The organism is Verrucosispora sp. TAA-831 (assembly GCF_050780145.1).
In the GTDB taxonomy this organism is placed as follows: Bacteria; Actinomycetota; Actinomycetes; order Mycobacteriales; family Micromonosporaceae; genus Micromonospora.
Window position 1 is genome coordinate 5,754,821 of record NZ_CP192240.1, and the last position, 11,920, is coordinate 5,766,740.

Annotated in this window: 11 protein-coding genes; 4 read left to right on the top strand and 7 right to left on the bottom strand. The window is 72.6% G+C overall.

What is annotated here, in order from left to right; translation table 11 throughout:
* Positions 1 to 87 precede the first annotated feature (87 nt).
* Positions 88 to 330 (top strand): mycoredoxin, encoded by a 243-nt coding sequence (locus ACQVFL_RS25555; RefSeq protein WP_396690991.1) that lies wholly within the window; start codon positions 88 to 90, stop codon positions 328 to 330.
* A gap of 54 nt (positions 331 to 384) precedes the next feature.
* On the opposite strand, the gene ACQVFL_RS25560 is transcribed toward ACQVFL_RS25555, so the two are convergent.
* The gene (locus ACQVFL_RS25560; RefSeq protein ID WP_396690516.1) at positions 385 to 1,704 is read right to left on the bottom strand and encodes an MFS transporter; all 1,320 of its coding nucleotides are present in this window, start codon (positions 1,702 to 1,704) and stop codon (positions 385 to 387) included.
* 223 nt (positions 1,705 to 1,927) lie between these two features.
* Between ACQVFL_RS25560 and ACQVFL_RS25565 the strand changes: the two genes are divergently transcribed.
* The 3 genes from ACQVFL_RS25565 to ACQVFL_RS25575 all read left to right on the top strand — a co-directional run bounded on the left by ACQVFL_RS25565 (position 1,928) and on the right by ACQVFL_RS25575 (position 3,697).
* Positions 1,928 to 2,908 (top strand): helix-turn-helix domain-containing protein, encoded by a 981-nt coding sequence (locus ACQVFL_RS25565; RefSeq protein WP_431727760.1) that lies wholly within the window; start codon positions 1,928 to 1,930, stop codon positions 2,906 to 2,908.
* Between the two features lie 68 nt (positions 2,909 to 2,976).
* A complete protein-coding gene (locus ACQVFL_RS25570) occupies positions 2,977 to 3,213 on the top strand; it encodes a DUF397 domain-containing protein (RefSeq protein ID WP_396690512.1) in 237 nt (78 codons plus the stop codon).
* 211 nt (positions 3,214 to 3,424) lie between these two features.
* Positions 3,425 to 3,697, top strand: coding sequence for a hypothetical protein (locus tag ACQVFL_RS25575; protein ID WP_396690511.1), 273 nt, complete (start codon positions 3,425 to 3,427; stop codon positions 3,695 to 3,697).
* A 229-nt stretch (positions 3,698 to 3,926) separates the two neighbouring features.
* On the opposite strand, the gene nudC is transcribed toward ACQVFL_RS25575, so the two are convergent.
* The 6 genes from nudC to ACQVFL_RS25605 all read right to left on the bottom strand — a co-directional run bounded on the left by nudC (position 3,927) and on the right by ACQVFL_RS25605 (position 11,895).
* Entirely contained in the window at positions 3,927 to 4,874 is a 948-nt protein-coding gene (nudC, locus tag ACQVFL_RS25580) for an NAD(+) diphosphatase (protein ID WP_396690989.1), read from the bottom strand.
* A 53-nt stretch (positions 4,875 to 4,927) separates the two neighbouring features.
* On the bottom strand, positions 4,928 to 6,259 hold the full coding sequence (locus ACQVFL_RS25585; protein WP_396690509.1) for a M16 family metallopeptidase: 1,332 nt from the start codon (positions 6,257 to 6,259) through the stop codon (positions 4,928 to 4,930).
* A complete protein-coding gene (locus ACQVFL_RS25590) occupies positions 6,256 to 7,569 on the bottom strand; it encodes a M16 family metallopeptidase (protein ID WP_431727761.1) in 1,314 nt (437 codons plus the stop codon). Before ACQVFL_RS25590 ends, ACQVFL_RS25585 begins: the two co-directional genes overlap by 4 nt.
* Before the next feature lie 135 nt (positions 7,570 to 7,704).
* A complete protein-coding gene (locus ACQVFL_RS25595; protein ID WP_396690505.1) occupies positions 7,705 to 7,890 on the bottom strand; it encodes a hypothetical protein in 186 nt (61 codons plus the stop codon).
* 220 nt (positions 7,891 to 8,110) lie between these two features.
* The gene (locus tag ACQVFL_RS25600) at positions 8,111 to 8,314 is read right to left on the bottom strand and encodes a cold-shock protein (protein ID WP_013735772.1); all 204 of its coding nucleotides are present in this window, start codon (positions 8,312 to 8,314) and stop codon (positions 8,111 to 8,113) included.
* A gap of 221 nt (positions 8,315 to 8,535) precedes the next feature.
* Positions 8,536 to 11,895, bottom strand: coding sequence for an ATP-dependent helicase (locus tag ACQVFL_RS25605; RefSeq protein WP_431727762.1), 3,360 nt, complete (start codon positions 11,893 to 11,895; stop codon positions 8,536 to 8,538).
* Between the last annotated feature and the right edge of the window lie 25 nt (positions 11,896 to 11,920).

Consider the following 11,920-nt stretch of genomic DNA (forward strand, 5'->3'; position numbering starts at 1 on the left):
GAATTGTCGCAGCTCGGTCGGACGTTGCAGCGGTTAGCCTGTGCTGATCTGCGCGAGCAGGCGCGCATGACGTTGGAGGATCTCACCATGCTGACCATGTACTCCACTCCCTGGTGCGGCTACTGCCACCGGCTGAAGTCGCAGCTCGACCGGGAGGGGATCGCCTACCGGGTGGTCGACATCGAGCAGGATCCGGCGGCGGCGGAGTTCGTGATGGGGGTCAACGGTGGCAACCAGACCGTGCCGACCCTGCGCTTCGCCGACGACAGCGCGCTGACGAACCCGTCGATCAACCAGGTCAAGCAGCACCTGGCGAGCATCACCGTCTGACCACGGACGTACCGCGGCGGCCGGTCGGATCGGGGACCGCCCCCCGCGTCGTGGTCAGCGACCGCCTTGGCCGGTCAGCGTCCCGACCGGGGCCGGGTCCCGGTCCTCGGCGGCCGGGCGCGGTGCCGGCACCCGGGGATGCGCCGCCGGTCCGGCGGGCGGGCTCAGCCGGCGCCCGCGCCACAGGTAGCCGCCCGCGAGCAGGGTGGCCAGGCCGATCGCCACGAAGACCACCCGGTAGTCGAGCACCCCGACGATCAGTGCGCCCACTCCGACGGAGACCGCCTGCGGGCACCGGACCACCGCCTCCGAGGCCGCCGCGACCCGGCCGATCAGCTCCGGCGGGGTCCGCCGCTGGATCAGCGTGTGCAGACCGACCAGGGTCAGCGGCAGGGAGAGGCCGGCCAGCAGCACCGCGGTGAAGCCGAGCCACAGGTTCGGGTACGCCAGCGCCAGTGCCGCCGGGCCGAAGAACGCCACTCCGGCGGCGAGGGTGCCCAGCTCACCGAGTCGACGCAGCACGGCTGCGGAGCACAGACCGCCGACCAGCCCACCGACGCCCTGCACGGTGACCAGCACGCCGACGAACGCGGCGTCCCGACCGAGCCCCGAGTCGACGTACGCGAAGATCAGCGACTCGGTGAAGCCCATCACCAGCGAGCCGAGACCGTAGCCGACCAGTGCCCGCCGCAACGCCGGCTCACCGGCGAGGTGCCGCAGCCCGGCGACCAGCTCGGACGACAGACGCCGTACCCGGGTGACGCCGTCGGCCGGACGGACCGCGGGCCGATCGGCCGACGCGGCGGAGGACTCGGCCACCCGGAGCGTGCCGACCACGGCGGCGGCGACCAGGAAGCCGGCCATCCCGACCGCGGCCAGCACCCAGCCGCCGAGCACCGCGTACAGGCCGGCGCCGGCCAGCGGACCGACCAGCCGCATACCCTGCCGCACGGTCTGCAACGCGGCGTTGGCCTCACCGAGCAGGTCGGACGGGACCAGCTCCTGGATCAGCCGACTGAGCACCGCGCCGACGGTGAGGTTCGACAGGCCGTAGAGCGCGGCCACCGCATAGATGATCCACATGTCGCCCGCGTCCCGGACCGCGAACAGCGGGGTGAGCAGCACCGCCATGGCGAGGTTGGTGACCACGAAGAAGGGCTTCCGGGGGTACCGGTCGACGAACCAGCCGACCAGCGGCGCGAGGGTCCTCGGCGCGAGGATGACGAAGATGGTGGCACCGGCGAGGCCGTCCGATCCGGTCAGGTCCTTCACCCAGATGGCGAGTGCCAGCAGCAGGATCGACTCCGCGCTCATGCTGGCCAACAGTCCGCCGAACAGCAGGCGGAAGTCCGGGCGACTCAGGACGGTTCGCATTGATCCCTCCGGGGGTGGCGCGACTCGGGCGCGGTCGGAAACCCGTCCGGGGCGGGGACGCAGATGACGGCGGTCTCGTTCCGGTGTGTCGGGTGTCCGTATTTCTCATGACACGCCCCCGCCGGTACCTCCGGCGCCGGTCGCGACGTCCATACTGGCCGTGGGGGGCGAATTTCATACAGTTACCGTCGCGTCTGCGGCGGTCGACGGAAAAGAGGACACCGTGCCTCCTGCCGCACCCAGTCCGATCCTGCGTCGGCAGCGGCTCGGCCGCGAACTGCGCCAGTTGCGCGAAGCCGCCGGGCTCACCGGCGACCAGGTCATCGAGCGTGTCGGCTGGGCCTCCGCGTCGAAATTGTCCCGGCTGGAGAACGGCCGCAGCCGGCCCGACCCGCAGGACGTCCGGGACCTGCTCGACCTCTACCGCGCCGACGAGGCACGTCGGGCGGAACTGCTCGGCATCACCGAGGAGGCCGGCGACATGCGCGGCTGGCTCAAGAACTATCCGGCGATGACGCAGCAGCAACGCGGCTTCGCCGAGCTGGAGGCGGGCTGCGTCGAGATCTCCGAGTACAACCCGGTGCTGGTGCCGGGGTTGTTGCAGACGCCGGGGTACGCCCGCGTCCGGCTCTCCTCGGCCTACCAGGTCGGCCGGGAGGCGGGCGACCCGGAGACCGAGGAGGAGACCGAAACGCAGGTCAGGGCCCGGCAGGCCCGGCAGCGACTGCTCACCCGGGAGCACGACGCGCCCCGGTACACGGCGGTGCTGGAAGAGGCGGCGCTCGGGCACCGGGCCGGGCCGCCCGACGTGCTCCTGGAGCAGTTGGCCCAGCTCTGCGAGCTGGCCATGCTCCCCAACGTCACGCTGCACGTGCTGCCCAGGGAGACGCCGATCGGGCAGTGGTACCTGCCGCCGACCGCGTTCTCGGTCTATCGGTTCGCCGATCCACTCGATCCGGAGACGCTCGCCATCGAAGGTGGCTTCACCGACGTCATGTCGACCGACGTAATCAACCTAAATCACTATAAAGTGGTGTTCGAGTGGCTACGTACGGCGGCACTTTCCGCAACGGACACCCACTCCTGGCTGGTCAAGGCGTCGGAACGGCTGACCGGTACGGGAGCACAGTCCACTGTGGTCAATGGATCGGCAACGGCGCCGGCCCAGCGCCGTGGTTCCTCCGGGAGCCTGACGGAGCGGTGACCGAGGAGGGGCCGCGCCCGACACGTGCGTCCCCACCCGATCCATCGGTCCACGTCAGGAGCACAACCATGAACGACATCCGCACCACGCCGTCCGTCCTCGCCCAGCTCGCGCACGCGCCCTGGCGTACCAGCACGCGCAGCCAGACCTCCAACTGCGTGGAGGTCGCACCGCTGGGCACCGGTCCCGCCGCGGTGGCGCTGCGCGACAGCAAGGACCGGGGTGGCCCGGTCCTGCTGTTCAACCGGGCCGGATGGCTGGGCTTCATCTCCGGCACGAAGAACGGGCAGTTCGACCTGAACTAGTCCGGGCACGTCTCGCGGGGCCGCCGGTACGTCACCGGCGGCCCCGTCGTCGTCCGCGCCGACCACCCCGGTGAGCAGGCATCGGATGATCGGACGGGGCTGGAAACAATCGCCGAGTTTCACTTGCTGAGATGCCGACCGGGCGTACGATGGCCGGGTAGTGACATGGAACTTCCACGGTTCCGCCCGTCGCGGCACATCGGAGACCCACATGCGGTTCCTGATCGTTCGCACCGACATTCGCGCCGTCGCCGACACCGACATCACGGCCGCCTGGGTCGGCGGTCGTCGGCTGCGGGACGAGACCACCCGGCCCGAGCCGCGTCGCCAGGTCGTGCACGCCGAGGACCGCGACGCCGCCCTGCACCTCGCCCGGGCCATCGCCACCGTCGGCGCCGTACGCTCCGGCAGGCAACGGGTCAAGGTGCTGCCGCTCGACGATCCGAGGCGCCGGCGGTCCCGCCCGGGACCGCCCGGCACCTGACCTCCCACGTCCGTCGTGGTCGACCGGCTCCCCCGCCGTGTTCCTCACCCAGCCGACCACGACGGCCCGTGTCCCCGGCCCGTGGCCGCCGCGGCAACGACGGCCACGGGTCGGGGCCGCACTCCCCCGCACGCAGACCCGCGCCGCACCGGGCGCAGTGCTCGGCGTGAATGTAAGGAAGGGTCCCCTGCTATCGCCTGGGCGATAGCAGGGGACCCTTCCTTACATCTCAGCAGTGCCCGTCGAACCAGCGATGGATCAGGAAGAGCGCGATCGACGACGGCGGGGGCAGCAGCAGGCGGTCGCCGCCGGCATCCACGTGCCGACCGGCGAGCGCGGCACCGATCTCCTGCCGGGTGAACCAACGGGCCTGCGCGATCTCGGCCGGATCGGGCCGGACCGGGTGCTCCGGGTCGGCGGTGGCCAGGAAGCCGAGCATCAGCGAGCCGGGGAACGGCCACGCCTGGCTGCCCGCGTACGTGATCTCGCGGACCGGCACGCCGACCTCCTCGCGTACCTCCCGCAGCACGGTGGCCTCGGCCGACTCTCCCGGCTCGACGTACCCGGCCAGGCAGGAGAACCGGCGCTGCCCCTCCGGGCTGGGCCAGGCGGCGTTGTTGCCCAGCAGGCAGCGCCCGTCGACACCGTCGACACCGTCGTGCACCAGCACGATCATGGCCGGGTCGGTACGCGGCCACACCCGTTCACCGGACTCGTCGACCCGGGACCATCCCGCCTCGTCGGTGCGGGTCGGCGCGCCGGTGACCGGATGGTAGAGGTGCCGCAGGTGCCAGTTGGTCAGCGCCAGCGCCGTGGTGAACAGTCCCGCGTCCCGGTCGCTGAGCAGGTGCCCGACACCCCGCAGATGCGCCGACCGGGTGTCCGGACGCACCGTCAGCGCGGTGTGCACGCAGAAGACCGGCACGCCGTCCGGCTCCACCCCGAGGAACACCGCGTCGTCGGCCAGCGTCGACGGCAGGTCGTCCGCCGACTCCAGGACCAGCTCCGGCACGGGGGTGTCGGTCCGCACCAGCGCCCGACCGCCGGCCTCGACGTCGAGCACCAGCACCCGGGCGCCCGACCAGGCCGCCGCCAGCCACTGCGGATCGGTACGCCGATGCGCCGCCCGGTCCAACGTGGCGCGGGCCAACGGCGGGGCCGCCTCCCCCTGTAGCACCCAGTCGACCGGCTGTCCCCAGCCGTCCGACTGGCTGCTACCGCTGGGGCCGCTCACGGTGTCGCCGGTGTGGTCTGGACCGGGGTCAGCGTGGACAGCGAGGGCGCGATCCGCTCGGCGTCTCCGAGCACGACGGTGACCGCGCGGGACGGGGCGAGGTAGCGGGCCGCCGCCTCGGTGACGTCGTCGACGCTCGCCTTCGCCAGCCGGGCCGCATGCTCGGACAGGAAGTCCAGCCGCAACCCGCTCCCGGCGTACGCGCTGACGAACGACGCCAGGCCCGCCTGGGTGGCGATGCCGAGCTGGAGCGTGCCGAGGGCGTACTGCCGGGCCTGGTCCAGTTCCTCCTGGCTCGGCGGCACGGTGGCCAGCCGGCCCAACTCGTACGTGGTCTCCAGCAGCGCCGGTGCGGTCACCTCGGTGGCCACCTCGGCGGCGGCCAGCAGCACCGAACCACCCACCGAGTGCTCGACCATCGAGTGCGGGCCGTACGTGTAGCCCTTGTCCTCGCGGATGTTCTCCACCCAGCGCGAGGAGAAGTAGCCGCCGAAGATCAGGTTGGCCAGTTGCAGCGCCGCGTGGTCCGGATGGGTGCGCGGCACCGCCGGCAACGCCATCCGCATCGACGACTGCACCGAACCGGGCCGGTCGACCAGCAGCAGCGGGCCGGTTTCCAGCGGCGGGACCGGCGGCACCTCGGCCGCGTGCTCACCCCCCTGCCAACCGGAGAGCGTCTTCTCGGCGGCGTCCAGCGCCCGCTCCGGGTGTACGTCACCGACCAGCACCAGCACCGCGCCGGCGGGTCGGACCCGCTGGGCGTGCAGCGTACGCAGGGCGGCCGGACGGACCGCCCGGACCTGCTCGGGCTCCGGCGTCTGGACCGCGTACGGGTGTCGGCCGAAGATCCGCCGCAACAGCGCGGTCCGGGCCAGATGGGCGGGCTGGCTCCGGGCCACCTGGATCCCGTCGACCAGCCGATCCCGCTCGACGCCGACCCACCCGGCCGGGTAGTTGGCACCGGTGACCACGTCGGCCAGGATCTCCAGCATCCGGTCCAGCCCGGTGGCCAGCGCGGTGCCGGAGAGCATCAGCCGGTCCGGGTCGAGCCCGGCGGAGAGCCCGCCGCCGATCCGCTGGAGTTCGGCGGCGATCTGCACGCTGCTCATCGTCTCGGTGCCGGAGAGCAGGGTCTGCGCCAGCAGGTGCCCCCGCGCCAGGTGGGCACGGACGAACGGCATCCACAGACGCAGTTCCACCAGCGGCACCGCCGGTCGGCGTACCACGATCACGGTGAGCCCGTTGTCGAGCGTGCGTTCGGCCTGTCGGGGCAGCTTGAGCCGGCGGGTCGGGCCGAGCGGCGGAAGCGTTCGCGTCGGGGTACTCATGAGCGGCCACCTTTCGCGATCACCTCGACGGACGCGCGGCGCTCCGGCCGCAGGGTGGCCGCGGCGGCGCGGACCTGCTCATCGGTGACCTCACCGACCAGCCGGGGCAGCTCGCCGAGCAGGCCGGGCTCGCCGCGCTGCTGCTCCAGCACCGCCATCCGCAACGCGCGGGCCAGCACCGCGTCGGTGTCGCGCAGCAGGTGGGTGGCCATCCGGGCCTGGGTACGGGCCAGCTCACCCTCGGTGAGTCCGTCCGTGGCGACCCGGTCCAACTCCTCGTCGACGGTGCGCAGCACCTTGTCGACGTCGCCGCCGGGTGGCAGATGGGACTGGATCAGCATGGCGGTCGGGTCGCGGACGTCGAACGGATCACCCATGAAGCCCAGGTAACCCCCGATGCTGGTGACCGTGCGGTCGCGGTGCACCAGCCGCTCGACCAGCCGCGAGGCGTCGCCGTCGGTGAGCACCTCGGCCAGCACCACGAAGGGCAGGTAGTCGGCGAAGTTCCCGATCGGGTCGGGCACCCGCCAGCCGGAGGCCACCGCCGGCAGCGGGGCCAGCTTGTCGTCGTACGCGGTGCGCCGCTCCGCGGTCGGCTCCGGCTCGGCGAAGTCCGGCCGGGCCGGCGCCGGGCGGGCCGGTACGTCGCCGAAGTGCCGTTCGATCAGCTCGACGGCCTCGGCGGTGTCGATGTCGCCGCTGACCGCGAGCACGGCGTTGCCGCTGGCGTAGTAGCGCCGGAAGAAGTCGGCCGCGTCGGCGACGGTGGCGGACTCCAGGTCGTCGAAGGACCCGTACCCGTCGTGCGCGTTCGGGAAGGTGTCGAACATGACCGGCGGCAGGGTCAACCAGGGGAACCCGCCGTACGGCCGGTTGAGCACGTTGACCCGGATCTCTTCCTTGACCACGTCCACCTGGTTGCGCAGGTTCTCCTCGGTCAGCCGAGGGCCGCGCATCCGGTCGGCCTCCAGGAACAGCGCCCGTTCCAGGGCGTTGCTCGGCAGCGTCTCGTAGTAGTCGGTGTAGTCCAGATGGGTGGAGCCGTTGAAGGTGCCGCCGGCCCCCTGGACGTGCCGGAAGTGGGCGAGCTTCTCCAGGTTCTCCGAGCCCTGGAACATCAGGTGCTCGAAGAGGTGCGCGAAGCCGGTACGGCCCTCGGGCTCGGACCGTATGCCCACGTCGTAGACCACCGCCACGCCGATCACCGGGGCACTGCGGTCGGGAGTCAGGACCACCCGTAGCCCGTTGTCGAGGGTGAACCGCTCGACGGGGTACTTCGCGGCTGGGATTCTCGCTCTGCGCGTCGGCACGGAACCGACCCTAACGCCTCCATCGAGCCGGGGAGGTGGGTAAGGGTCGTGGTGACCGGGAGCTGTTAGCCGGGGACCCCTGCTATACCCGAGGCGTTAGGAAGGTGCCCTTCCTTTCACCGGGCGCAGCCGGCGTCACCCGGCGGCGCTGCCCGGCCGCGCGGTGGCGGCCGGTCCGTGCAGGTCGACCAGGCCGGACGGGGCCGCCCCGCCCGGCGTGACGGGCCAGGGAGCGAACGCCACCGCCGTGGCCAGCAGCAGCCCGACAGCCGCCACCGCGACCACCAGGAGTAGTTCCCGCACCGCCGCCGAACCCACCATGGTCGTTCCTCCCCGAGCTGAGCCGATCCCCCCGGCTCATCCCCCCGCACCCAGCGTTCCCCAGCCGGGTGGTGGTGACAGTCGCCCACCCGACGGTAGGACGGCTGATTACCGACTCAGGGTTCCACCAAACCGGCCGTCCGAGATGCGGACGGCCGGACCGCCTCCGGTCCCAGTGGGTGGCGGAGGCGGCCCGGCCGTCGCGGGCGAACCCGGTAGATCAGAGCGGGCGGATGTTCTCCGCCTGCGGGCCCTTCTGGCCCTGAACGACCTCGAACTCGACACGCTGGTTCTCGTCCAGGCTGCGGTAGCCGGAGCTCTGGATGGCCGAGAAGTGGGCGAAGACGTCGGCGCCGCCGCCGTCCGGGGTGATGAAGCCGAAGCCCTTGTCAGCGTTGAACCACTTGACGGTGCCAATAGCCATGCTTGTTTCGTCTCCTTGACGGAACGTCGAACCCGCACCTGCTGCGAGTTCGAAAGAGTGGAGAGCTCCGGGCGGTTCCCGGAACTTCTGTCGCTGCTGGTCGCCCCGCCCGGAGAGGTCCGGACATAACAAAGAGCGCCTGGGGCCACAATCCGCCAGGCGCAAACAGAGCTGGAACCAAAACTGCAACGCGGGCACAGTACCACGAATTCGGGCCCGCGCTACCCGTCCTGCCCGATTTCCGGTAGCGACGTGATCAGGGCGGTCAGTCCGTCGACGTCGAGCAGGTCCGCCGGACGGACGGTCACCCCGTCCCGCACGTAGTGGAATGCCGCGCCCACCCGGTCGACCGGAACACCGGCCAGCTCGGCCCAGGCCAACCGGTAGACCGCCAGTTGCACCGAGGCCACCTCGGCCCCCGCGCCCATGGGCTGGGCACCGGTCTTCCAGTCCACCACGTCGAAGCGGTCGCCGGGACGACGGAACACGGCGTCCATCCGGCCGCGTACCACCACGCCGCCGATCACCGTGGCGAACGGCACCTCCACCTCGACCGGCGTACGGTCCGCCCACTCGCTGCTCAGGAACCGCCGTTGCAGCTCGGCCAGCGCCTCGTCGGGTGCGGCGTCGGCGTCCGCCGCACCGGGCAACTCGTCGGTGTCGAGCAGCCGGTCCGCGCCGAAGCGCTGCTCCAGCCAGGCGTGGAAGGCGGTGCCCCGACGGGCGTACGGGTTCGGTGCGGTCGGCAACGGCCGGCGCAGCGACCGGGCCAGTGTCGCCGGATCCCGACGCAACGCGACCAGTTGGGTGACCGAGAGGTGCTCGGGCAGCGTCACCTCGACCGGGCCGGACAGTCGGGTCAGCTCCGCCCGCTCGGCGAGCAGCAGATCGGCCTCCCGCCGCCACCGGGCCACCTCCGGATCCGGAGGCCCGTCGTCCGGGGCGTCCGGAGCGTCGTCGGTCAGGTGACGTCGGACCAGCGCCGCCGCCTCGGTCAGCGTGGAGCGGCGTACGCCCAGCGGGTCGGCCGGCCACTCGGCGCGGACCACCACCTCGGTGGTCGGGTTAACGGCATCCGGCGACGGCTCGGGCGCCCACTCGTCGACCAGGTGACCGGCCCCGGCGTCCAGGCAGGCGTCGTGCACCTCGCGCAGCAGCCCGGACGGGCCGCGCGGACGTTTGGTGCCCTCACCCCACCAGTGCCCGGAACAGAGCAGCAGACGACGCGGGCGGGTCACCGCGACGTACGCCAGCCGGCGCTCCTCCCGCTCGTCGTGCGCCCGCCAGGCGTCGGTGAAGTCCTCCATCGCCCGGGCCACGCCCCGCTGGTCGTCCAGATCGGCCAGGGCCAGGTCGGGCAGCCCGTCGGCGTCGCCGCGCAACGGGAACGGCAGCACCCCCAGCCCGCCCAGCCAGTGGTCGGAGCTGCGGACCGGCCCCGGCCACACCCCCCGGCTCAGCCCGGCCACCGAGACGACGTCCCACTCCAGCCCCTTGGCCGCGTGTGCGGTGAGGATCTGCACCGCCCCCTCGACCACCTCCACCTCGCCCGGTGCCAGGCCGCGCTCCTCGTCCTCGGCGGCGGCCAGGTAGGCCAGGAACCCGGCGAGCGTGGCCCCCGGTGTCTCCCCGCTGAACCGCGCCGCGACGTCGCCCAACGCGTCCAGGTGACTGCGGGCCAGGCCGGCGTCACCGGCGCCCTCGCCACCGGCCCGCACCGCCACCTCCACGTCCAGGCCGGTGGTCCGCTCCACGTCCGCGATCAGCTCCGGCAGCGACTGGTCCAGCCGGTAGCGCAGCAGACCCAGCTCCCGGGCGTACGCGCGCAGCCGCAGATAGCCCTCGGCCGAGTACGCCTGCGCGGGGCCGAGGTCGGCCAGCGCCTCGACCAGCGTCGCCTCGTCGAGGCGGTCCGGTGTGATCTCGGCCGTCCCGTCGTCGGCGAGTTGGCGACGGGCCGCCGCGATGGCCTTGGCCCGGCGGTGCAGTGCGACCAGGTCCCGTGGCCCGATCCGCCACCGGGCACCGGTCAGCAGGCGCAACAGGGCGGCACCGTCGGTCGGGTCGGCCAGCACCCGCAGCGTGCACACCACGTCGCGGATCTCCGGGGTGTCCAGCAGCCCGCCCAGCCCCACCACCTCGACCGGCAGGCCGCGCTCCCGCAACGCCCCCGCGATCGCCGGGATCTGGCTGCGCAGCCGGACCAGCACCGCCGTGGTCGGGCGCAGGGTCACCGGGATCTGCTCGGGCAGCGCCCCCGGCATCCGGGCCGCACCCCGCCAGGCGGCCAGCACGCTGTCGGCGATCCAGTCGGCCTCGTCGGCGTACGTCGGGAGCAACGCGCAGTGCACCGTGCCGGCGGCGACACCGCGTGCGCTGCGGTGCGGGATCGGGTCGCGGACGCTGAGCGCGGCGTGCAGCTCCGGCACCTGCGCACCGGCCGCCCGCAACGGGGTGGACAGCGCGTTCGCCACGGCGAGGATCTCCGGCCGGTTCCGCCAGCTCGTGGTCAGCCCGAGCACCTGGGCCGGCTCCCCGTCGGTGCGGGCGAACTCGGTCGGAAAGCGGTCCAGGGTGCCGGCGCTGGCCCCGCGCCAGCCGTAGATGGACTGGCAGGGGTCACCCACGGCGGTCACCGGGTGCCCACCGCCGAACAACGCGCCGAGCAGCACCACCTGGGCGTGACTGGTGTCCTGGTACTCGTCGAGCAGCACCACCCGGTAGCGCCCACGCTCGATCTCGCCGACGCCGGGATGGTCCCGGGCCACCCGGGCGGCCCGGGCGAGCTGGTCGGCGAAGTCCATCGCCTCGAAGTCGTCCTTGCGCCGGGCGTACGCGCGCACCAGCGGCAGCAGCTTCAGACGGGTCTGCTGGAGCGCGAGCGCCTTGCGCACGTCGGCGTAGACGCGTCCGGGGAGGGACTGCACCTCGGCGAAGAACCGGCCGGTCCAGGCGGCGAGCGCGTCCGGGTCGACCAGGTGTTCGTCCAGTTCGCCGGAGAGCGCCAGCACCGCGTCGGTGACCGTGCTGGGCATCCGGTCGACCTCGGACATGTCCCCGTCGTAGTTGCGCACGATCAGGTCCACGAGCTGCCAACGGGACGCCTCGGTCAGCAGCCGGGTGGAGGGCTCGTACCCGGCCCGCAGGCCGTGCTCGGTGACGATCCGTCCGGCGTACGAGTGGTAGGTGGCCACCGTCGGTTCGCCCGCGAACGGGTCGTCGAGCGGGTCCCGTCCGCGCCGCCCCAGCCGGCGCACCAACTGGTCGAGCCGGGTACGCACCCGGTGCGCCAGCTCACCGGCGGCCTTGCGGGTGAAGGTGAGACCGAGCACCTGCTCGGGCCGGACGTACGAGTTGGCCACCAACCAGACCACCCGGGCGGCCATCGTCTCGGTCTTGCCCGAACCGGCGCCCGCGACCACCAGCAGCGGCTCCACCGGGGCTGCGATGATCGCCGCCTGTTCCCGGGTCGGTGCCGGAAGCTTGAGCAGCTTGGCCAGCTCCAGCGGCGTGTACCGGGGACCGACGGCCGCCGCCCGGGGTGCCGGTGCCGCGGGGTTGAACAGTGCGGGCTGGGTCATGCGGCCCTCTTCGGAGCTGACACGC

Excerpts from the sequence above, each read along its gene's own strand:
- ACQVFL_RS25555 (WP_396690991.1), top strand. The coding sequence starts at position 88 with ATGCTGACCATGTACTCCACTCCCTGGTGCGGCTACTGCCACCGGCTG.
- ACQVFL_RS25560 (WP_396690516.1), bottom strand. The coding sequence starts at position 1,704 with ATGCGAACCGTCCTGAGTCGCCCGGACTTCCGCCTGCTGTTCGGCGGA.
- ACQVFL_RS25570 (WP_396690512.1), top strand. The coding sequence starts at position 2,977 with ATGAACGACATCCGCACCACGCCGTCCGTCCTCGCCCAGCTCGCGCAC.
- ACQVFL_RS25575 (WP_396690511.1), top strand. The coding sequence starts at position 3,425 with ATGCGGTTCCTGATCGTTCGCACCGACATTCGCGCCGTCGCCGACACC.
- ACQVFL_RS25585 (WP_396690509.1), bottom strand. The coding sequence starts at position 6,259 with ATGAGTACCCCGACGCGAACGCTTCCGCCGCTCGGCCCGACCCGCCGG.
- ACQVFL_RS25595 (WP_396690505.1), bottom strand. The coding sequence starts at position 7,890 with ATGGTGGGTTCGGCGGCGGTGCGGGAACTACTCCTGGTGGTCGCGGTG.
- ACQVFL_RS25600 (WP_013735772.1), bottom strand. The coding sequence starts at position 8,314 with ATGGCTATTGGCACCGTCAAGTGGTTCAACGCTGACAAGGGCTTCGGC.
- ACQVFL_RS25605 (WP_431727762.1), bottom strand. The coding sequence starts at position 11,895 with ATGACCCAGCCCGCACTGTTCAACCCCGCGGCACCGGCACCCCGGGCG.